This window comes from Paenibacillus sp. FSL R7-0163 (assembly GCF_037969975.1).
Taxonomy (GTDB): Bacteria; Bacillota; Bacilli; order Paenibacillales; family Paenibacillaceae; genus Paenibacillus_AQ; species Paenibacillus_AQ odorifer.
Genome location: NZ_CP150224.1, coordinates 2,805,198 through 2,826,926, shown reverse-complemented (window position 1 = coordinate 2,826,926; position 21,729 = coordinate 2,805,198). Strand labels below are relative to the sequence as shown.

The following is a 21,729-nucleotide window of genomic DNA, read 5'->3' as shown; positions in this document are numbered from 1 at the left end:
GAGGTACTAAAATGGGAGATGTAATACCAACTCAACAAAATCGCGAACTGGTAATTTCGGAGTCAACTCTGGAATGGGCGGATAGCGCATGGCAACAAATTATAAATAAAGTGGAAAAGACTAGTAAGCGAATTGGCGTTAGTTTTCCGCATGCTTCCGTGAGCGGAGTATACGATAACATGCGTCCATCGTGGTGGACAGCAGGGTTCTGGCCGGGTATTTTGTGGCAGATTGCCGCAGAGGGGAATTATCCGGCGCTGCAAGAAATCGCCGAGCAAATTGAAGAGAAACTGGATGAACCTCTTTATGCTCTTTCCGTTCATCATGATGCCGGTTTTATATGGACACTCTCAGCTTTGGCCAATTACCGCGTGACTGGTAATGAACGCTCCAAGCAGCGCGGGTTGATGGCTGCCGCTCAACTGGCCAGCCGCTTTAACCTGAAAGGGTCATTTATCAGAGCCTGGCATGACACGGAGAAGATAAACCGGGCGGGATGGTCCATCATTGATACTGTAATGAATCTGCCCTTATTATACTGGGCATCGGAAGTTACAGAGGATCCGCGTTTCCGGCATATCGCCGCTGCGCATGCGGAAACGGTAGTGGAGCATTTTTTACGTCCGGATGGATCAAGTTATCATATTCTGCAGTTCAACCCGGAATCAGGAGAAAAAATCGGCGCTATGGCCGGCCAAGGTTATGCGGAAGAATCCGCTTGGGCACGGGGCAGCGCATGGATGATTTACGGTCTTACTTTGTCTTATCACTATACCGGAGAGAACAAGTTTCTATCGGGAGCTAAAAGAGCTGCGCACTTCTTCTTGGCTAATCTTCCGGAGGATCATGTACCTCACTGGGATTTCAGGGCACCTGATGCAGGCGAAAAGCCGCGTGATACCTCTGCTGGTGCATGTGCGGCATGTGGCTTGATCGAGCTGGCAAAGATCGTACCACAGGCAGAAGCCTCTTTTTACCTCCGAGCAGCAGAACAAATCGTTCGCTCACTTTATGAGAATTATGGGGCTTGGGACATTCCGGAAGAGGAGGGATTGATTCTTTCTGGAACATCCAATCTTCCAGGGGGTGTGCATATTGATACGCCACTGATCTATGGCGATTATTTCTTCGTCGAGGCTGTTTCTAAACTCCGCGGAGCCGTTCTTCAGTTATGGTAAGGAACGGAAAAACAACAGAAAACCTTCTCGATGATCCGTATAGTATACAGTCGGTCGACACTCCGATAGATAACGAGCAGGCTCGGCGTATGGAATGGTGGCAGGAAGCAAGGCTCGGCTTGTTTATTCACTGGGGACCTTATGCCCTGCCTGCGGGTGAATGGAAGGGAAAAGAAATACAAGCTTCTTACAGTGAGCATATTATGCTACGCGCGAAGATCCCAGTTGCTGAATATGAGGAAATGGCCGCAGCGTTCAGTCCATCAGCTTTTGATGCAATGAAGTGGGTGCGGACTGCCAAGCGTGCTGGCCTAAAATATATCATCTTTACAGCTAAACATCACGACGGCTTCGCGATGTATGACTCGAATGTATCCGAATATTCGATCGTCAAGCACACCTCATTAGGCCGTGACCCCCTTCGGGAACTAATGGAGGCATGTAGTGCGGAAGAAATGGTACTCGGAATTTACTACTCCCATGCGATGGATTGGCATGATCCAGACTCTCAAGGGAATACCTGGGATTATCCACTGAATATCGGCGCTTATGATGACGTTCAAACTTGGTTAAATGATATCGATAAACACACCCGCTTTGAACGATATTTGCACAGCAAATCAATCCCTCAAGTCCGTGAGCTGCTGACGGACTACGGAAAAGTTGGTTTAATGTGGTTTGATTGCGGGGGCAAACTGACCCGTGAGCAAGGAGAAGCGTTTTTGGCGGCGGTTCATGCAATTCAGCCAGATTGTTTGGTCAATAGCAGAGTATGGAAAGCACCACTTGGAGATTATTCAAATACATCTGATAATCAACTTACGACTCGTAACCTTGGTAAGTACTGGGAGAATATTATTACGTTAAATGACTCATGGGGGTATAAGAGATCCGATCACCATTGGAAATCTCCTGTAACTATCATCCGCCAGATCATCGATGTGGTAAGCAAAAATGGGAATCTGGTTATCAATATCGGCCCAACAGCGACAGGGGAATGGGATCCGGTATCCGAATCCATTTTGCTTGAAGTAGGAGATTGGTTAAATACCAATGGGGATAGCATTTACGGTGCTGGAGAATCGCCCACAGCTAAACCGTCTTGGGGTAGATGCACTTTGAAAGGAAACACATTATATCTGCATGTTTTCAATCTTAAGAAGAGAAATAAGCTAATCGTTCCCGGTCTGAAGACCGCTGTTCAAAAGGTATTTGCTTTAGATGGAGGGGAGGAGCTGTTTTTCACAAAGCTATCTGAGCAGGATCTGGAAGTCGAACTCCCCAGCTTACCGAACTTTGCCGAAAATTCTAACAACATGCCGCTGGTCATCGCAATTGTCTGTGCAGAACCTGTAGAAGGTAATCCAGTCCGATTATTGGACTTTGGAGAAGATACCTTACTAGAATTGGGGGTATTTGAAAGCGAGATCTTTGGTCCAACCCTCCGTTACGATACAGGAAAAAAAGACCATGATAATTTGTTGGACTGGAAGGATAGAGAGGATACCACAGTTTGGCATGTCCGGACATTAGGTCCGGTAAGATTTCAAGTTAGTATCGCATATCGCAGCGAAGAAGGAGAGAATGGCGGTGGCGGAGTCTACCTCATCAAGGCTGCGGATCAAATTTTGCAAGCTAAAGTTATTTCTACCGATGAGGTTAATAATTTTCAAAGCTTTCAAGTAGGTGAACTGTATCTCCCCACGGCAGGAGAATATACGATTCAATTGCAGGCAGAGCTTATTACAGGGGGTTATTTGATGCAGCCTAGATGTTTAAAACTACTGCAACTATGATATTTTTATATTGTAATAATGAAAAAGAACTCAAATCACTTGGGTTCTTTTTTTTGTTGATTTAAGGATTGTTGTTGACATATTGCCCTTGGGTAAATATATTGTATATAAGAATAAATGTTTACCGAGGGAAACAAATTGAACCAAAGGAATCATTGTTTCTATTAGGAAATAAATTAACCGGGTGAACAGAACAGTGCTACATATGAACTTAACAGAGATAAGGAGTTTTTTTTATGATTGAAATCAGAAACCTAAACGTAGATTATTTCGGTAATTCTGCACTAGAAAATGTAAATATTGATATTCCCTTTGGGTATGCAATCGGAATTATCGGACCAAATGGTGCCGGGAAATCTACATTTATCAAGTCTTTGTTAGAGGTGATAAAGAAGAGAACAGGATCAGTTATGGTGGAGGGAAAAGATATTTCTGAGTACAAACGGAAGATCGCATATGTGCCGCAAAAGAATGACATTGATCTTTCTTTTCCAATCACGGTAAGGGATACAGTGCTGACTGGAACTTACCCTAATTTGCGAATCTTCCAGCGTCCCGGAAAAACAGAGCGGCAAAGAGTCGAGGAATGTATGGCGATGGTGGATATAAGTGATCTTGCAAATAAACAAATCAGCAATCTGTCCGGGGGACAACTCCAAAGAGTTTTTATCGCCAGGGCACTTGCACAACAAGCAAATGTATTTTTTTTAGATGAACCTTTTGTAGGCATAGATTTAGTCAGTGAGAAAATCATTGTAAAGCTGCTAAAACAACTTCGCGAAGAAGGGAAAACCATACTCATCGTTCATCATGATTTGCATGAGGTCGAAGAATATTTTGACAAAGTCATCATTCTCAATAAGAAATTAATTGCTTTTGGTGACGTTAAAGACACCTTTACGCCAGAGAATATCCTCAGCGCCTATGGTGCCTCCTTAGGTAATCTGGTGATCAAAGGGATGGGGGCGACAGATCATGATTGATTATTTCTCAGGGGTATTAAACATTCCAATATATGCACTTAACGCGGGATTATCTGCTATCATTCTTGGAATTGTATCAGGGGTTTTAGGAAGCTTTATTGTGCTCAGAAAGATGTCATTAATGGGAGATGCGTTATCACATGCGGTGTTACCCGGGGTGGCGTTATCTTATATCTTAGGAATCAACATCCTTCTTGGAGCTTCACTGTTTGGACTATTAGCAGCAGTTCTCATTCAATTTATAACAAGTCGCAGCAATATTAAAAGTGACACTTCTATTGGCATTATTCTTAGCTCATTTTTTGCGCTAGGCATTGTCCTAATTACTTTCGCCAAAAGCGGGCTTGATCTAACTCACATTCTATTTGGTAATATTCTGGCCGTCCCACAGTCGGAGTTAATGCAATCCTTTATTATTATGCTTGTTGTTATTGCCATCATTTCATTGCTGTATAAAGAGCTTTTAATGAGTTCATTTGATCCGGTTGTTTCCAAAGCCTATGGGTTAAAAACAGGGTTCTATCATTATTTATTGATGATGCTCCTATCTGTAGTTACCGTATCTTCGTTATCTCAAGTAGGAATTGTGCTTGTGATTGCAATGCTGGTTATTCCGGCTGCTACATCCTATCTCTGGACGAATAAGCTGTTCCACATGATTATCCTAGCTTCTACAATCGGCGCTGTATCCGGGATTATAGGTGTAATTGTAAGCTTTAAATTCAATTTACCTACAAGTGCGACGATTGTTCTGGTCGGCGTAAGTATGTTCGGAATTTCATTTATAATCTCACCAAAAAATAATTTTTTCAGGAAAGGGTTGAAACAAAGATGAAGACCATAAAAATACTCTCTTTGACAATGTTTATCGTACTTCTTACCGCATGCTCAAAGGTTAGTGAAGGAGATGCAGACCATGATAAGCTGCAGATTGTTGCAACATACTCCATTATCGCTGATATGACCGAAAACATTGTAGGGGAGAAGGCTGAAGTTTACAGTATGGTACCCATCGGAACAGATCCGCATATGTACGATCCATTACCCAAGGATACAAGTAAGGTTTCTAGCGCAGATTTAGTGTTTTATAACGGTTTGAACCTAGAAACAGGTAAGGGGTGGTTTCAAGATCTTCTAGATGTGACTAATAAAAAGGATGTTGCTTTTGCAGTCTCAGATGAAGTATCTCCAATGTACCTAACAGAAAAAGGAAAAGAAACTCAGGTTGACCCTCATGCCTGGCTGGATATTCAGAATTCAATAAAATATGTAGATATTATCACTAAACGTGTAATCGAAAAAGATCCCGACAACAAAGAATTTTATCTTAATAATCAATCAGAATATGTTAAGAAACTGAATGAATTGGATCAATATGCAAAAGAAGCAGTCGAAAAAATTCCACAAGAGAAACGTATCCTTGTTACCAGTGAAGGAGCATTCAAATATTTTTCTAAAGCTTACGGATTTGAATCGGCTTTTATCTGGGAGATCAATACGGATAGTCAAGGAACGCCAGAACAAATGAAAAACATAATTAAGATCATTGATGAAAATCAAGTGCCTGCATTATTTCTGGAAACTAGCGTAAATCCAAAAACAATGGAAACTATCGCAAATGAAACGGGAGTACCGATACATTCTAAGATTTTCACCGATTCTTTAGCTAAGAAAGGCGAAGAGGGCGACACATACATTAAGATGATCAAATGGAATATTGATAAAGTTATAGAAGGTTTATCTCAATCCTAAATGCCTGGCTCAAAGCTTATATCAACCGACAGAAGGTTCAGTTTACAGCTGATTCCTATGTCGGTTTTTTATTGTATAAATGCTTCTATGGAGCCTCAAAATATTACGTTTACGCCTTAGGATAACCTGCTACAGGAAATATCTTCTTGTCTACTTTTCAAAAAAATCTTGGTAAGGTAGAGGCTAACACTTAATAAGAGGTGAAAAGTTGTCATGATTAAGAAACACTGTTTGTTCTGTGATGAGATTGTTTCCATTGAACCAGAAGGCGATAACGATAGATATATAGGCTGTTCTTGTTCACCAGGCGGGTTTTATAGTCTACGTAGAGACAGCTACGAACCCATTAATTCACTCCCGCATCAAAAGAAACGCGACATGCTGCATGTAGTATCGGCTTACATACGTGAGCTGACTGATTGTGATGAAAAGATCACTATATCTGCTGATGATTTAGAGTCCATTGTAAATTCACCCAAAATACCTGTGAGCATTGAAGATAAAGGAAACCGTCTACTGCAATATTTATATAGACATTCTGAAGGCCCGGGGGAAGCGGTTGTCATTCAACCCCTCTCAAGCAGCTATAACTTGACGTATTCTCCCAATCTGCAAGAGCTGGTATACATCATAGACAAGTTGATAAGTGATCAGCTTTTGATCAGGGAAGGCATGACCTTTAAGCTTACTGAAACCGGCTGGAATGAAGCTGCGGAAAGCGCTGGAGGTAAGAAACTAAAACCTTGCCTCGTGCTCGTGTCGGATGAAGAGAATTTGTCTACAACATGGCTGGAGAAGTTATTGCCCAAAATAGAGCAGTGTGGTTTTCTTCCGCGCTTATTAACACATACGAAAACTCAGAACGGTGAAAAATACGAGTTGGAACAAATCGCAGATAGCAAACTGATTATCGCAGATTTAACGGGACAATCCCCAGAGGTGTATTTTTCGGCGGGATATGCACTTGGTTTAAACATACCCGTATTATGGACCGTAAACAGTATTGAGGCGGATAAACTTTTTGTACAGCTTAAGGATATTCGTCCTATTGTGTGGGATTCAGCAGAAGAACTAGCAATTATACTACAGCAGAAGTTGAGTTAACCCGCAAAATCATTGCCTATGACTCGATAACCTGGCTGAAATTCAAACAGGTGTCTTCTTAAATGAGGACGCCTGTTTCGTTTGGTACTGTAAGAACACTATCAAATTTTCTTAGGAAGTGATATTGTAACCGATATAAAAAATGAGCAAATGTATGTAAATGTATGCTTCAGTTAATATTAGCTCATATTCATACTCTGGATAAGAAAGAGGGATAGAATTGTTTTCAAAACGGCAAAAAGAAATACTTTTATATTTAATTAATTCTAATCAACCTGTCACAGCTGCATGGATTTCTAAAGAACTGAATGTTAGCGATCGAACGATCCGTAATGATTTAAAGGAACTACAAAATATATCTTCCGTATTAGGCCTGAAAATAGAATTGATTCGTGGGAAAGGCTTCGCAGCAAAAATTACTGATATAAATCTATTTCATCAGGAATTTGGTGATTTAACAAGTGATAAGATCAGTTATACTACGATTGACTTTTCTGAACAAGACAATAGGGTCTTTTATTTGTTGAACCGTTTTTTGTTGAAAAATAACTATATCAAATTAGCGACGATTGAAGATGAGATGTTTGTTTCTAAATCCACAATACAAAATGATTTAAAAGAAGTGCGTAAAATACTAGAAAATTACAACCTGAGTATAGTAAACCGCCCCCATTACGGCTTGTATATAGAGGGGGATGAATTTATGAAACGAATATGTTTGTCCAATTATTTATACAAAAGAGAAGAAGAACTCGATCCAACTCACGTGAGCTCTAGTTTATTTGATAAAGATACATACAAAAAAGTAAAGGAAATAATCGTTGATAAAGTAAACAATTACAAAATCGAAATATCTGATATTTCTTTAGATAACCTTGCCATCCATTTAATTATAGCTTGCAAGAGAATTGAAGAGGGCTTTCTAATTGATAATCCTTCAGTACATCTAAAAGAAGATTATCCTTTTGAAAAAATAGTGAGCCAAGAAATTGTTAAAGAAATAGAAGACTTTACCGGACTAGAGTTTCCTGATTCGGAGATCAACTATGTTATTATCCATTTGGTGGGTACGAAGTTGCTTCCAAAAGAAAGTTTGTCAGAGTACAGTAAGCTGGATGAAGTGGGAACCATTGTAAGATGTATACTGAATAGATTAAAAAACGAATCTAATTGGGATTTTAATGGTGACGTTGAATTTATTCAAGCTCTGACCCTTCATATCAGGCCTGCGATGAACAGAATCAGGTATAAAATGAATATTCGAAATCCTTTGTTAAAAGAAATTAAAATAAATTTTCCGGCGGCTTTTGAAGGAGCTCTTATAGCCAGCAAGTGTATTAACAACTTTTTAGATTTAGAAGTTGGGGAACATGAGGTGGCTTTTATTGCTTTACACATTGGTGCTGCTTTAGAAAGAATGAAAAGTAAAAATAAAAAGGTCAAAAGAGTTATTCTTGTATGTGCCTCAGGTGTCGGAAGTGCAAAATTACTCTATTACCGTTTAATCAATCTATTCGAAAACAAGATTCATATTGTAAATACAATTAGCTATTATAAATTAGCAGAAACCGATCTATCCTCTATTGATTTAGTCATCAGTACAATCCCTATCAAGGAAAATATAGGAATACCTGTTCATGTAGTAAAAACCTTTCTAGACGATACGGATCTGGATCAGATCAGGAATCTCTTATCTTCTTCAGAACAGCCGGGAGAAGCTCATATTTATCTTGATCCGTTCCGGATATTTGTGAAAAAAGAATTAACAACAAAGGAAAGTGTTATTCATTTTTTAAGTAGTGAGCTGATTAAGCAAGGTCTTGTTCCCGACCATTATGAATCTTTAGTATTAGAAAGGGAGGTACTGGCTCCAACAAGCTTTGGTAATCTGGTGGCCATTCCTCATCCAACTACTCCCGTAACGAAAGAAACCTTTTGGACGTTATGTACGTTAAAGCGGCCTATTCGTTGGAATGATAAGCAGATGGTGCAGTTAATATGTCTGTTAAATATAAAAGAAGGAAATAGTGGCGATCTAGATAGCATGTATAAGAAACTTGGTTCGCTTATTGATGATAAAGAGATCGTTGAGCAAATTCTTGTTAAAGATTCTGCGGAAGAAATCTTAGAGTTACTGAAATGAATCTGCGTTTTTACACTGCAAACGTTTCCTATTGTTTTTGGAAAAAGGTTCGCTTAAAAAGAAAGCTGTTTAGCGATAAACTGAGGTTGTTAGTAAATACAACAGTATTTAAGGGGGAGAACAATAATGAATACAATTATGTTAGCGTGTAATGCAGGGATGAGTACAAGTTTATTAGTAACTAAAATGCAAAAGACCGCTGAGGAAAAAGGAATACAAGCTAATATTTTCGCGAAACCAGTTACTGAAATTGAACTTACGTTACAAGAAAAAAACGTAGACGTCATCCTATTAGGTCCTCAAGTGAAATTTATGAAAAAACAACTAGAAGCTAAACTGGTCGGTAAAAATATTCCGATTGAAGCGATTGATATGCTGCATTACGGTATGATGAACGGCGATAAAGTACTAGAACAAGCATTAAAGATAATTGAGAGCAAATAAGCAATTAAGTAAATAGAGAGAGACGAAGGGAGCGGTAAGTAATGGTAGATGAAGTGAAAGAGGAATACTATACTGTAGCATTTAACATCATAAGCAACGTTGGCGCAGCTAAAAGCTCAGTAATGGAGGCGCTTTATGCAGCAAAAGAGGGGGATTTTAAAGGAGCGGAAGAAAAGTTAGAAGAATCAAAGCAATTTTTTAGAGAAGGCCATAAAATGCATAAATCATTAATCAAAAGAGAAGCAAATGGAGAACAACTTCAATTCTCACTGATTCTTGTTCATGCTGAAGATCAACTAATGAGTGTAGAAACCATTTCTCTGCTTGTTACAGAAATGATTGAACTATATAAGCGTGCGAAATAAATAAATTAACGCTGCAAAATACCCCTTTCAAGAAAGGAAAGTGTAGCACATATGAAAATAACGGACTTCTTAGAAGAAAAGGTAATGCCTGTTGCGGGGAAAATAGCTGCACAAAGGCACTTATCTGCACTCCGTGATGCGATGGTCTTGACTATCCCATTTATAATTATTGGTTCAGTATTCTTAATACTAGCTTATCTGCCCATTCCAGCCTATTTAGATTATTTAACTGCTCATCCAGGTATCAAAACTGCCTTGTTGTATCCCTACGGTGGCACATTTAACCTAATTGCTTTAATTGCTACTATTGGCGTGGCATACCGATTAGCAGAGAGTTATAAAGTCGATCCGCTATCGTCTGGGATAGTAGCCTTATGTTCGTTCTTTATTATCACACCTAATTCAACCTTTACGGTAGATAATGTGACTACCACAGCGGTGAATGTTGTTTATTTCACTAGCCAAGGATTGTTCGTAGGATTGATCATTGCCGTTTTGACAACAGAAATATTCCGCAAGATTGTCCAAAAGGATATTGTTATCAAAATGCCGGACGGAGTTCCGCCAACAGTTGCGAGATCTTTTACAGCCCTAATTCCGGGGTTTGTAGCAGTCATGAGCGTTGTCGCGATTCGTTTGCTCGTTGAGAACTTCACCTCTTTTGAGAGCGTTCACAAAATTGTGGCACAACTTCTCCAAGAACCTTTAACTGCTGTTGGGACAAGCTTAGTAGGAACTATTATTGTTTTCTTACTTGCCAATTTATTGTGGGCTGTAGGTCTGCACGGTTCTTCTATTATCGGCAGCACCATTATGTTGCCCGTCTGGCTTCAGCTGTCAGCAGCCAATGCCTCTGCACTCTCTGCAGGCATGCCTCTTGAGAATATCGCTACTGCAGAATTCAAATTCTTTATCTGGATAGGTGGCGCAGGTACCACGCTAAGTCTAGTTGTTTTAATGTTCCTGTTCTCCAAAAGTAAGCAGATGAAGCAAATAGGACGAATAGGTATTGGACCAAGCTTATTCAACATTAATGAACCCGTTCTATTCGGACTACCGATTGTATTGAATCCGATTATGTTAGTTCCGTTTCTCATCACTCCAATCGTTACTGTTCTGCTCGCATATCTATCCATGTCTTTAGGAATCGTGGCCAAACCAATCGGAGCATTGCCACCTCCAACAACGCCGATATTTATTTCAGGATATTTAGTAACGCAAAGTATCTCGGGAATTGTCTTGCAGCTGGTTAATTTCGTGGTAGCGATTCTTATCTACTTCCCGTTCTTCAAAGTTTTAGATAACCAGAAATATAAAGAAGAACAGGATAGCCGTAGTAATGAAACTGAAAGCGTTTTAGCGTAGTAGCAAAAAAATAGATTGAGTAAAAAGAAGGAGGTAACAGCATGGGATTTCCACAGGGATTTTTATGGGGTGGTGCAACTGCAGCTAATCAATATGAAGGTGGTTACAATGAAGGAGGTCGAGGATTAGCCGTTTCTGATCTGATGACTGATGGCACAAAAGATTCTCCGCGCAAAATATTTTATCAATTTCCCGATGGCCGCGAAGGAGTAATTGGACAAGGTGCCTGCATACCAATCGGAGCTAAAGGCATTTTAAAAGAAGGATATTATTACCCAAGTCATAATGCGACGGATTTCTACCATCATTACAAGGAAGATATTGCTTTATTTGCGGAGATGGGATTTAAAGTTTATCGATTATCCATTTCTTGGACGAGAATTTTTCCAAATGGTGATGATGAAATAGCTAATGAAAAGGGACTGGAGTTTTATGACAATGTTATAGATGAATTGCTGAAATACGGCATTGAACCTCTGGTAACATTATTGCATTTTGATATGCCTCTTAATCTGGCTGATAAGTATGGGGGCTGGACCAACCGTAAGCTAATTGATTTCTATTTAAGATTCGCCGAAACTATATTTGTGCGTTGGAAAAACAAAGTGAAATATTGGGTCACTATTAATGAAGTGAATGTGCTTGGAGGCTATTGGACTTTGGGGTTAGCTTCAAATAATATCAAGGAAGGAACCCATTCTAATCAAGGCGAAACTCCCCTCGCTGATGCAGGTGACAAATTACAATCTATCCATCATCTTATGGTTGCTTCGGCTTTAGCTAATAAACTGGCACGAACGATTAATCCTGACTTTAAGATGGGAGCTATGTTGGCATTATCAGGGATCTATCCAGCAACATGTCATCCAGATGATGTATTTGGAGCCTATGAATTCAGAAGAAAAGCGTTAATTTTCTCAGATGTAATTTTACGAGGCTATTATCCAAATTATGCCCAAGCCATTTTTGATGAATATAATTTCGAGTTAAAAACAGAGTTTGGTGATGAAGAGATCCTAAGGCAGTATACTTCCGATTTTCTAGCGTTTTCTTATTACCGTACAACTGTATTTGATCGTTTTTCACCTAACACAACAACAACTGGTGGACAACAAGGTTCGCCTAACCCGTATCTTAAAGCAACACCGTGGGGTTGGCCAATCGATGCAAAAGGTCTGCGTTTTGTATTAAATGAGCTATATGATCGCTATCAAAAACCTCTGTTTATTGTTGAAAATGGAATGGGCAACATAGATAAGGTTGAAGAAGATGGTAGTATCAATGATGATGAACGTATCGACTACTTAAAAAATCATATCAAAGAAATAAAAAACGCTATCGAAATTGATCATGTGGATCTGATAGGTTACACACCTTGGGGCTGCATAGACATTGTTTCTGCTGGAACGGGTGAAATGAAAAAGCGTTATGGCTTTATTCACGTTGATCTGGATGATAAAGGAAACGGGTCGTTTAAACGTTCGAAGAAAAAATCATTTTATTGGTATAAAAATGTTATCGCTACTAATGGAGAACAATTAGATTAATTATTAAATCGTAAAACGAAATGATTCATCTGGAGGCATTATCAGGAGCAGTCCTAAGCGGAACTTGCTTTTGGTAATGCTTTTTTTATTGGATTGTTGACATGTGACCATTTGGTGTCTTATAATCAATTAGACACCAAATGGTGTCCTATTGGGTAATAATGATGGATACTAGGTGACATTACAGGAAATATTACGGAAAAGGTGGGGGTGGTTGTGAGCGACAATAGTCAAGTGAGGGATGTTTATGATGCTGTTGCGGATCCAACAAGACGAAAACTTCTTCAAATTCTGGCTGATGTTGATGAATTACCTCTGTATGAGATAACGATTCATTTTGAAATGGGTCGTACAGCCGTTTCGAAGCATTTAAATATACTTAAAGATGCTGGTCTCGTAATTGTTCGAAAGGTTGGCAGAGAGACGAGGTATCGGTTGAATGCCAATCCTTTGAAAGAAATTCAAGATTGGGTATCTTTTTATGAAGGATTCTGGAAGCAAAGAATTGATAAATTAAAACTTATATTGGAGGAATAACTATGAAACCAGATGTATCATTAGATTTTCAATTTACAAGTTCGATCGAGAAGGTATGGAATGCTTTAACGGATTCGGATACGCTTGCGAAATGGATCTGGAGTAATGATTTTAAACCCGTCGTTGGTCATAAATTTCAATTCCGTGCTGAGCCAAATGAATGGTGGGATGGAATTGTAGATAGCGAAGTACTCGTCGTGGATGAGCCTCATACGTTATCTTATACTTGGAATAGTGCGGGAGAAAGTACTACTGTTACTTGGACTGTGAGTCAAGATTCAGAGGGGAAGGTTAATCTCCATCTAGATCAATCAGGATTTAGTGAAGAGACGAAAGCCCGCCAAGGAGCCATCGAAGGTGCTAAATATGCTTGGACAAATATGGGTGGTCAGCTCGAAAAGGTATTAGCAGAATTGTAATTCAAGAATAGGGCGCTTTTCTGGAACAAGGAAAGTGCCCTTTTTAATGGAATAAATCATGGCAATACTAGATGAAGAGAATGGAGATGAGATGAGCTTACTATGAAAATAAATCAATTAATTGCGAACAATATTAACAGATTAGAAACGGTACTGCCAGTGGATGAGTCGTTAGGAATTGCTGGTTTGTCTGGATCTGGTAAAACAACTTTTTGTCAAACGATTGGGGAAGAATCAAAAAAACGTCTCGTTTCCTTATTGCCAAAAGCTGAATACCAGTATTTATTCCCCAATATTATGGAGACTAATTTCAGTGCGATCAAAATGGAAGCAATGCCCCTTGTTCTTTTTCTTGGTAGGTCATCCATATCTTCAAATCCTCGGTCAACCATTGGCACACATACAGGTGTGTTTACTGAAATTCGTGTCACTCTTGCTGAAAAATATAATCTCTCTCCAGAGGTTTTTTCATTTAATAATGAATTAGGTTGGTGTCCTGATTGTAAGGGGCGTGGAACTACAAAAAATATCGAGTGTAAAAAGTGTCAAGGAAAACGCTACAATCAAGCAGCTGAACAATATAAAATTGAATTATTGGATCAAGCACAGAGTATTTCCGATCTAAACGACTTTAGCATCGAAACCATTTTTAAACTAGCAGAAAAGCTTAAGATAAGTGAGGGTAAACAACAAATCCTGAAAAATATAATCAATATGAATATTGGTTATTTAACATTAAATCGTATTATGGGTACATTGTCAGGCGGAGAATTAACACGACTTTACTTGGCAGAATTTATGGCAACAAGTGAAAACACCGTGATTATCATTGATGAAATCTCCGTGGGTCTCGATCACCAAACCCTATTGAAGATTTTAGCGGAGATTAAACATTTGGGATATAAAAATCAAATTTGGCTCATTGACCATTCTGACACGGTGCTGGACACAGCGGATAAACACTTGTTCTTTGGACCTGGCAGTGGCAAATACGGCGGGAAAATAGTTGAGGAATCACCACGTCCTGAGCCCATCAATAGAGAACTAAATCAGGCAGCACCTGCAGAATATTATCAATTTCATGAGCTTTATTGTCGTAATATTCAAATGGCCGAGATTCAGATTCCCCAAAATAGGCTGGTAACTTTTACAGGTGAGTCCGGATGTGGTAAATCTACGCTGGTTAATGAATGTATGGTCAAAGATTTTCTAAAGCGTTATTCCAAAGATAAGCTGGTGATCGTAGGGCAAGATCGAAATCAGTCGATTACCAGTCGCTCGACCGTTGCCACTTTTCTTGATATTAAAAGGAAACTGACAAAATACAGTGAGGATATTGATGATATTTTTGAACGCTCGATTGAAGATATTATTGTTGAACTGCCAAATGAGGACATTGCTCATAAAAGACTAAGCTTATTGATCAAGCTTGGCCTTGGTTATTTGACGTTGGAGCGAAAAACACAGTCCTTATCCACGGGTGAATTTCAATGTGTCCATTTAGTTTCTGAGCTGTTTGCGGGCTCAAGAAATCCACATACACTTTTTATTTTTGACGAGCCTTCCAAAGGTTTATCACAAAATATTTTAAATCAATTCATTGACAGCATTAGGGACATTTTGCAGGATGAATCTGTCTCCATAATCATGATTGAACATAATTCTTATATGTTAGATAACTCTGATTTTATCGTTGATTTTGGCAAAAGACAGCTTGCACCTGTGGAGCATCTTGATGTTCTCAGTCATGATGATTATTATCGTCAACAAAACAGTGCAGATAGCGTGGCGCCTGCGCACATTTCTTCAACACTCCAGCAACAAAATGGAATTGACTATTTAAAAGAAGATCAGATCGCCTATTTTAAAAATGCAGAGAACATCTATAAAGGTGGCATCTTAAAAAGCTTATCCTCCATGGCCCGCCTGATTTATGGTGAATATCAATCGGATACGATTGCACCTGTCATCGCCATTGATCTGGAACGACACTTGTATAGTCAGTTTACTTTCCTTTATGAAATGGGTGGACTGATCAACCATATTGTGGCAACGCATCCCACTAATAAGGATACAAAAAGCTTTGATCTCTATCAATCAGACAATCATTGTCCAAGCTGTAAGGGCCGCCGTGTGATTGAAGAATTTGATTTTGATATTGTACTTCAGGACAAGAACGTCCCCTTTTGGGACGGCTCATTACATCCAGATGCGATGGAGATTCTGAAATTCTATCAATTACCAAAAATAAAATTCATCTTTGATGAGTTAAAGAATGAGCTCGGACAAGATATTAGCAAAAGTTATAATGAGATGACAGAAGCTGAAAAACACACCTTTTTATACGGGTATTGGGAAAAGTCCTTCTATGATAAAGCAGCTAAAGCCTCGAGAACTTGGGAAGGCTTTAATACCATTATCGGGAACTATATGGTCATTTCGAAATCAATTATTAAAGAGCATATTAAAGCGTCCAAAAAAATGATTACTTGTCCAATCTGTCAAGGAACGGTGTTAAATCATCATAAAAAGCTTAAATTCGGCGACACTGATATTCGCGAGATTATTGGGATGCCCCTTGATCAAGTCATTAGCACCGTTGGTGAATTACAGGTACTAGAAAAAATGAAAGCCATCGTGGGCGGAGATATGGTTTTGACAGAAGAGGTCTCTCTATTACCCAGGGAAACACAAGTCGCTCTAAAAATGCTTGAACTAGAGTTAGGAAGTTTTGCGCAATATGAAATGGTGTTACAAAATGCCTTGCCATTCTGGGACAGCATTAGCAGCAGTATCGAATCCATCAGCAGGAAAAACCAGATTACGATCTGTGATTTTGCCAATATCCACGAAACAAGAGAAAATATCATAGATAAGTATTTCACTAATGGAAAATATAAAAAGCTGACTTATGTCTATGAAGCGTTTGGTTACAAAAAAATCGTCACCTTAATTAATAAGATTAAAGCAAGCCATCCATGTCCATTCTGTAAAGGGAAAAAAGTTATTTCGGAAGATGGACTTCATGATGGCGTATATAAATTAACGATTCCTTGTGTAAGTTGTTATGCGAGTGGCATCAATGATGAAGGGCGTAAGGAAGTCGTTGAAGGTATAGATGTGCAAACTTGGCTAACGGGTAAAATAAGTGACGTTGTTTCTAAAAGCTTAAACATTGAGGCTGTAGCTGATATTCCAATTTTCAATCGTATTCGTGAGTTGAATAAACAAGAGATGATGGCAGTTTACCAATTTCTTGAGCAATAGAGTTTAGTTTTCTCAAAAAGACGATATAGAAAAGTAACGCATCGAGTCCATAGACCCGATGCGTTTTTTTACAATTGATTATAAAGCTTACCATCAACAGGTTCTAACCATTCTGTTTCTCCGGGTGAAATGGCTAAGTGAACAAACCAGCTGTCTTTTGTAGCACCATGCCAATGTTTTACGTTCGCTGGAATATTCACAACATCCCCGGTTTGGAGGAATTGAGCTGGTTTGCCTTCTTCTTGATACCAACCCTCACCACCGGTAACTAATAATACTTGTCCGATTTTATGAGAGTGCCAGTTATTGCGAGCTCCCGGGGCAAAGGTTACGTTCCCAATAGGCGCATTCAAAGGTGTCGCGTCAGTATAAATCATCTGCAAGTATGCATCACCTATAAAATTAGCTTCAACCTTTTGTCCGAGTGGAAAGATAGTACTGTTGCTTAGTTGCTCATTAGCCATAATAAAAAACCTCTTTCGTTTAATTTTTATAAATTTCTTTGGCAATATTAAATGCCGACCAAGCTTTAGGCCACCCTACATAAAACGAAATTAACTGCTTCAAAATGAAGTATAGACCTTAAAGTACACTTTAAGGCAAGCCATAAAAATGGATTCATACTCCGACATTTGGTTTTTTATTAGTTTAAGTATATCCTTTGGATAGAAACAAAATTAGAAATGGAGGTGGGGATCATGCCTTATTCCATTGGAGAATTTGCAGAAATCGTCGGTGTTAACAAGAGCACGCTCAGATATTACGAAATGGAAGGATTACTTACTCCACATCGAAGTGACAATAATTTACGCGAATATACAGATCAGGATATAGGTTGGGTTCAATTTTTACTTCATTTAAAAGATTCAGGAATGACGATGGCAGAATTGAAGCAATATACCGAGTGGCGGGCTATGGGGGACGAGACAATTCCTGAACGGAAAAATTTACTTGAACAGCGTAAGCAACAAGTGGAACAAGAAATTAAGGCATTGCAACAAAACTTAGATATACTGAACCGTAAAATTGTATTTTATAATGATCAACTAACGGGGAATAAATACGAATTCGTCCTTTATCACAATGAATAGATATCACATCAAGAAGAAAAGTAGATTCCTAACAAGTTAAGAGGCAGATGAACAACCTTTGATAATCAAAAGTTGTTCATCTGCCTCTTGTTCATGATTTTGTCCATTTAGCTGGATTCGTGTCATCCGGGATTACCTGATTGATAATATCTAGATAATGATTGGCTTTGTCTTCCATATATTTGACTTTAAGTTTGGCCTCTTCCAACTGAGCTGCAGCAGCGGCTTTATACTCCATTATGATTTGATAACGATCGTGGATGGTAGAATCGCCTAGTAAACACAAGTCTACATAGCTTTTAATGTCTTCTACTGACATCCCACATTGTTTGAGATATTTTACACCTGTTAGCCAATTAATGGAGTCATCATCAAAAAGACGAATGTTATTTTTGTCCCGTTGTATCGTTGGAACTAAACCCTTATCCGTATAATAACGGATGGTATGTTCAGTCAAACCCAGTAGTTTGGCAACTTCCTTCACAGTATACATTGTAATTCTCCTTGAAAATGGATGCGAAAAGAACTCAGCATCGCTTGACTTCGTGTTACTCGAACCTGTTAGGCTAATTATTGTAATCTTAATCACAGAACATGTAAATAGGAGGATTTCATATGCAAACAGTAACTCTGAACAATGGTGTAGTGATGCCTATCCTTGGTTTTGGTGTCTATCAAATGAATGATGCTAGCGAATGCGAGCAGAGCGTTTATGAAGCTATTATGGCAGGCTATCGCCTGATTGATACTGCAGCAGCTTACCAAAATGAAGAAGCCGTCGGTAGAGCCATCAAACGCAGTGGTGTACCAAGAGAAGAAATATTTATTACTACTAAACTTTGGATTCAGGATGCCGGTTATGAGCGTACTAAGAAAGCCTTTGCCAAATCGCTCGATCGATTACAAGTGGATTATTTAGATTTATATTTAATTCATCAGCCATTTGGTGATGTATATGGTTCCTGGCGTGCTATGGAGGAATTGTACCGTAAGGGTAAGATCAAGGCGATTGGAGTCAGCAATTTTCAAATGGATCGTCTAATTGATTTGATTAGCCACAATGAAATTACACCTGCAATCAACCAGATTGAAACACATCCTTTTCAGCAGCAAATCGAAAGTGCGAATTATATGAAAGAGAAGAATGTGCAGATCGAGTCATGGGGACCTTTTGCGGAAGGACGAAACAACCTTTTCAATAATGAAGTATTAGTTTCTATCGCTGAAAAATATCAGAAATCCGTTGCTCAGGTAGTTTTACGTTGGTTAACTCAAAGAGGCGTGATTGCTATTCCAAAGTCTACGCATAAAGAACGGATCATCGAAAATTTTAATATTTTTGACTTCGAATTAAACCAAGAAGATTTAGAGACAATAGCTAAATTAGATACGAAACAGAGTGTTTTCTTCTCGCATAATGATCCCCAAATCGTAGAAGGACTCGCTAAACATAAATTTGATATTTAACATTTGTATTGCACATCCAAGGGGTGCCCTAAAAGCCATGAAAAGGCTAAGGGGCACCCTTATTTTATAAACCAGATCTAACTCCAAAACTTTATTGAGGGGATGATAATCTACTTGAGTAATCATATTGCATGATCCGGTCGAGATATTACATTCTCATTCATCCGTTTATTAATTATATTGAAGCTGTATTCGTTTAAAAAATCCCAGAGTAAAGGAGAAATTACTTTTGAGAAGAGAACTGAGAAAGGTTTTGACTTTTTTGTTGGTTTTAGTGACAGTGGTTGGCACAGGGATTAGCTTTGATGGAAATATTGTAAACGCTTTCGGACCTAATGTCTTATATGTACCACCAGCAGATTCACCATCCTATGGGGCTTTATCACCTAGGGCAATCCAGCTTAAATATAGTGGCATCAACAATAATAAAATGTATGCTACATTTGAACAAACCTCTAATACCACACCTGTTTTCCCTATTTATGAAAGCGTTGACAATGGTGTCACTTGGAATCAGGTTGGAGAAGTGGAGGATAATCAAAACGGTTGGGGAATGTTAAATTGCCCTGAATTGTTTGAACTCCCCCAATCTATAGGTAACATGCCTGCGGGTACTATGCTTCTTGCAGGAAATTCTGTGCCAAGCAACAAAGCAGCTACCAAGTTGGAATTATATAAAAGCAATGATTTAGGTAGAACATGGACATATGTAAGCACCATTGCTGAAGGTGGACGAAACGATATTGGTTACGATCCCATTTGGGAGCCTTTCTTTTTGGTTCACAACAACAAACTCATTGTTTATTATTCAGATGAACGTGATCCTGCTCATGCCCAGAAGTTAGTTCATCAGACTACGTTGGAGGGCACGAACTGGGGACCTGTGGTAGCTGATGTGGCATTTGCAGACAGTAAATTACGTCCAGGAATGCCTACAATCGCTAAGCTGGGCAATGGTAATTACGCAATGACCTATGAGATGGTCGGATACCCGGGCGTGCCCAATTATTTGAAAATTTCAGCAGATCCTGAGAGCTGGAATCCAACTGAAGTAGGAACTCTTGTAGGGTACGGAGGAAGTCCCTATATTTCTGCTTTGGGAGATGGGAGACTCGTATTAAACGTTGCAGGAAAAAAAGAAGTGCTGATCAACTCTTCTAGAGTGGATGCATCCGGCAGCTGGGTTCCATATAATCCACCCGTAGACGCAGGGTATAACCGCCAACTACTGCCGCTTAGCAATGGCCGCTTATTTATCCCACAAGCCGGATTTTTTAGTGGGAAAAACACGGTGAAATACGGTGATATGTCCGTAGGTTACTACAAATTAATTAATGTGAAGAGTGGGAAGGCTTTAGGTGTATTGGAAGGCGGAACTGCGAATGGCAATCCGCTCGTGCAATGGAGCAGTGGGACTAATTCCTTGGATCAATATTGGCTCATTTCCACTGCGGAAAGTGGTTATGCTCCTAACGGTTACAAATCCATTGTGAATGCAAAGAGTGGTAAGGTCGCCGGAATATTAGAAGGATCAACAACTGATGGAGCTAAAGCCGTATTATGGACTGAAAACAATTCCAATGACCAGCAGTGGACTTTACAAGCCTCTGGTAACTACTACAAGATTGTTAATCGTAACAGTGGTCAGACGTTAGGTATAGCGCAGGGTTCTACTGAAGAGGGTGCCCAAGTTATGCAGCAGGCTGATGCAGGCAGCACTGATCAGCTGTGGGAGTTGGTTCCAGATGAAGGACATATTATGGTGGACAGTTATCGATTGGTTAATGAGAACAGTGGTAAAGTGTTGGGAATCTATCAAGGTTCGATGGCAGATGGAGGGAAGGCGGTTCAGTGGACCAGCGGAATTTCATCATATGACCAAAATTGGTTTGTAGTCAGCACAGCTGATGGTTATACGAAACTGGTCAATACTAATAGTCGTAAAAACCTGGGCATTTTAGGAGGTTCATTAGCTAACGGTGCTCAAAGTGTTCAATGGAATGATAACGGATCGAATGACCAGCAGTGGACTTTGGAACCCTCAGGTGAGTTTTACAATATTATTAATCGTAACAGTGGAAAAGTTCTGGCAGTAGATCAGGGTTCAACGACAGAGGGTGCAAATATTATTCAAGCAAATAATACAGGTTCTGCTAGCCAGCACTGGAAACTAGTCACGAATAGATAAAATATCATGTATCAAAAAGTCATCGGCCTTAAACTGAACTGTGACCCGTAAGATGGAAACTTTGAAAAAAGTGACCCTCTTAC

Annotated in this window: 19 protein-coding genes; 17 read left to right on the top strand and 2 right to left on the bottom strand. The window is 39.3% G+C overall.

Annotated features, from left to right (window positions below):
• The first annotated feature begins 11 nt into the window (after nt 1-11).
• The 14 genes from NST45_RS12445 to NST45_RS12380 all read left to right on the top strand — a co-directional run bounded on the left by NST45_RS12445 (nt 12) and on the right by NST45_RS12380 (nt 16,900).
• A complete protein-coding gene (locus NST45_RS12445; RefSeq protein WP_339825743.1) occupies nt 12-1,178 on the top strand; it encodes a glycoside hydrolase family 88 protein in 1,167 nt (388 codons plus the stop codon).
• Nucleotides 1,172-2,974, top strand: coding sequence for an alpha-L-fucosidase (locus NST45_RS12440; protein WP_339825740.1), 1,803 nt, complete (start codon nt 1,172-1,174; stop codon nt 2,972-2,974). Before NST45_RS12445 ends, NST45_RS12440 begins: the two co-directional genes overlap by 7 nt.
• Nucleotides 2,975-3,213: 239 nt before the next feature.
• A complete protein-coding gene (locus NST45_RS12435; RefSeq protein WP_283160366.1) occupies nt 3,214-3,957 on the top strand; it encodes a metal ABC transporter ATP-binding protein in 744 nt (247 codons plus the stop codon).
• On the top strand, nt 3,950-4,792 hold the full coding sequence (locus NST45_RS12430) for a metal ABC transporter permease (RefSeq protein WP_339810389.1): 843 nt from the start codon (nt 3,950-3,952) through the stop codon (nt 4,790-4,792). Before NST45_RS12435 ends, NST45_RS12430 begins: the two co-directional genes overlap by 8 nt.
• Nucleotides 4,789-5,709 carry a metal ABC transporter substrate-binding protein gene (locus tag NST45_RS12425; protein WP_076099247.1) on the top strand — a complete coding sequence of 307 codons (921 nt, stop codon included), beginning with the start codon at nt 4,789-4,791 and terminating at the stop codon, nt 5,707-5,709. The genes NST45_RS12430 and NST45_RS12425 overlap by 4 nt, the downstream gene beginning before the upstream one ends.
• Nucleotides 5,710-5,922: 213 nt before the next feature.
• A complete protein-coding gene (locus NST45_RS12420; RefSeq protein WP_339825737.1) occupies nt 5,923-6,813 on the top strand; it encodes a hypothetical protein in 891 nt (296 codons plus the stop codon).
• Nucleotides 6,814-7,033: 220 nt separating this feature from the next.
• Nucleotides 7,034-8,956, top strand: a complete 1,923-nt coding sequence (locus NST45_RS12415; RefSeq protein ID WP_339825735.1) for a BglG family transcription antiterminator — start codon at nt 7,034-7,036, stop codon at nt 8,954-8,956.
• A 126-nt stretch (nt 8,957-9,082) separates the two neighbouring features.
• Nucleotides 9,083-9,400: a PTS sugar transporter subunit IIB gene (locus NST45_RS12410; RefSeq protein ID WP_076203874.1), complete on the top strand. Its 318-nt coding sequence runs from the start codon at nt 9,083-9,085 to the stop codon at nt 9,398-9,400.
• A gap of 41 nt (nt 9,401-9,441) precedes the next feature.
• A complete protein-coding gene (locus tag NST45_RS12405) occupies nt 9,442-9,765 on the top strand; it encodes a PTS lactose/cellobiose transporter subunit IIA (RefSeq protein WP_076105685.1) in 324 nt (107 codons plus the stop codon).
• Nucleotides 9,766-9,816: 51 nt separating this feature from the next.
• Nucleotides 9,817-11,130, top strand: coding sequence for a PTS cellobiose transporter subunit IIC (gene celB / locus NST45_RS12400; protein WP_076105686.1), 1,314 nt, complete (start codon nt 9,817-9,819; stop codon nt 11,128-11,130).
• A 41-nt stretch (nt 11,131-11,171) separates the two neighbouring features.
• On the top strand, nt 11,172-12,677 hold the full coding sequence (locus NST45_RS12395) for a family 1 glycosylhydrolase (RefSeq protein ID WP_076105687.1): 1,506 nt from the start codon (nt 11,172-11,174) through the stop codon (nt 12,675-12,677).
• 216 nt (nt 12,678-12,893) lie between these two features.
• A complete protein-coding gene (locus tag NST45_RS12390) occupies nt 12,894-13,214 on the top strand; it encodes a metalloregulator ArsR/SmtB family transcription factor (RefSeq protein ID WP_036677853.1) in 321 nt (106 codons plus the stop codon).
• Nucleotides 13,215-13,216: 2 nt separating this feature from the next.
• Nucleotides 13,217-13,633, top strand: a complete 417-nt coding sequence (locus NST45_RS12385) for an SRPBCC domain-containing protein (RefSeq protein ID WP_036677852.1) — start codon at nt 13,217-13,219, stop codon at nt 13,631-13,633.
• A gap of 102 nt (nt 13,634-13,735) precedes the next feature.
• Entirely contained in the window at nt 13,736-16,900 is a 3,165-nt protein-coding gene (locus NST45_RS12380) for an ATP-binding cassette domain-containing protein (protein WP_036677850.1), read from the top strand.
• A gap of 68 nt (nt 16,901-16,968) precedes the next feature.
• Here the strand turns inward: NST45_RS12380 and NST45_RS12375 are convergent, their stop codons facing one another.
• Complete coding sequence (locus NST45_RS12375) at nt 16,969-17,364, bottom strand: cupin domain-containing protein (RefSeq protein WP_036677849.1); 396 nt, start codon at nt 17,362-17,364, stop codon at nt 16,969-16,971.
• 234 nt (nt 17,365-17,598) lie between these two features.
• On the opposite strand from NST45_RS12375, the gene NST45_RS12370 reads away from it, so the two are divergent.
• Entirely contained in the window at nt 17,599-17,991 is a 393-nt protein-coding gene (locus NST45_RS12370) for a MerR family transcriptional regulator (protein WP_036677848.1), read from the top strand.
• 91 nt (nt 17,992-18,082) lie between these two features.
• Here the strand turns inward: NST45_RS12370 and NST45_RS12365 are convergent, their stop codons facing one another.
• Nucleotides 18,083-18,484, bottom strand: coding sequence for a MerR family transcriptional regulator (locus NST45_RS12365; RefSeq protein ID WP_036677847.1), 402 nt, complete (start codon nt 18,482-18,484; stop codon nt 18,083-18,085).
• A gap of 122 nt (nt 18,485-18,606) precedes the next feature.
• Between NST45_RS12365 and NST45_RS12360 the strand changes: the two genes are divergently transcribed.
• Both NST45_RS12360 and NST45_RS12355 read left to right on the top strand, forming a co-directional pair.
• Nucleotides 18,607-19,458 carry an aldo/keto reductase gene (locus NST45_RS12360; protein ID WP_036677846.1) on the top strand — a complete coding sequence of 284 codons (852 nt, stop codon included), beginning with the start codon at nt 18,607-18,609 and terminating at the stop codon, nt 19,456-19,458.
• A gap of 229 nt (nt 19,459-19,687) precedes the next feature.
• Nucleotides 19,688-21,646, top strand: a complete 1,959-nt coding sequence (locus NST45_RS12355) for an RICIN domain-containing protein (RefSeq protein WP_051490992.1) — start codon at nt 19,688-19,690, stop codon at nt 21,644-21,646.
• Nucleotides 21,647-21,729 lie beyond the last annotated feature (83 nt).

What these genes read in the sequence shown, in the direction of transcription:
- NST45_RS12410 (WP_076203874.1), top strand. Translation starts at nt 9,083, where the DNA reads ATGAATACAATTATGTTAGCGTGTAATGCAGGGATGAGTACAAGTTTA.
- NST45_RS12420 (WP_339825737.1), top strand. Translation starts at nt 5,923, where the DNA reads ATGATTAAGAAACACTGTTTGTTCTGTGATGAGATTGTTTCCATTGAA.
- NST45_RS12385 (WP_036677852.1), top strand. Translation starts at nt 13,217, where the DNA reads ATGAAACCAGATGTATCATTAGATTTTCAATTTACAAGTTCGATCGAG.
- celB (WP_076105686.1), top strand. Translation starts at nt 9,817, where the DNA reads ATGAAAATAACGGACTTCTTAGAAGAAAAGGTAATGCCTGTTGCGGGG.
- NST45_RS12370 (WP_036677848.1), top strand. Translation starts at nt 17,599, where the DNA reads ATGCCTTATTCCATTGGAGAATTTGCAGAAATCGTCGGTGTTAACAAG.
- NST45_RS12445 (WP_339825743.1), top strand. Translation starts at nt 12, where the DNA reads ATGGGAGATGTAATACCAACTCAACAAAATCGCGAACTGGTAATTTCG.
- NST45_RS12395 (WP_076105687.1), top strand. Translation starts at nt 11,172, where the DNA reads ATGGGATTTCCACAGGGATTTTTATGGGGTGGTGCAACTGCAGCTAAT.
- NST45_RS12360 (WP_036677846.1), top strand. Translation starts at nt 18,607, where the DNA reads ATGCAAACAGTAACTCTGAACAATGGTGTAGTGATGCCTATCCTTGGT.
- NST45_RS12380 (WP_036677850.1), top strand. Translation starts at nt 13,736, where the DNA reads ATGAAAATAAATCAATTAATTGCGAACAATATTAACAGATTAGAAACG.
- NST45_RS12365 (WP_036677847.1), bottom strand. Translation starts at nt 18,484, where the DNA reads ATGTATACTGTGAAGGAAGTTGCCAAACTACTGGGTTTGACTGAACAT.
- NST45_RS12440 (WP_339825740.1), top strand. Translation starts at nt 1,172, where the DNA reads ATGGTAAGGAACGGAAAAACAACAGAAAACCTTCTCGATGATCCGTAT.
- NST45_RS12405 (WP_076105685.1), top strand. Translation starts at nt 9,442, where the DNA reads ATGGTAGATGAAGTGAAAGAGGAATACTATACTGTAGCATTTAACATC.
- NST45_RS12375 (WP_036677849.1), bottom strand. Translation starts at nt 17,364, where the DNA reads ATGGCTAATGAGCAACTAAGCAACAGTACTATCTTTCCACTCGGACAA.
- NST45_RS12425 (WP_076099247.1), top strand. Translation starts at nt 4,789, where the DNA reads ATGAAGACCATAAAAATACTCTCTTTGACAATGTTTATCGTACTTCTT.
- NST45_RS12430 (WP_339810389.1), top strand. Translation starts at nt 3,950, where the DNA reads ATGATTGATTATTTCTCAGGGGTATTAAACATTCCAATATATGCACTT.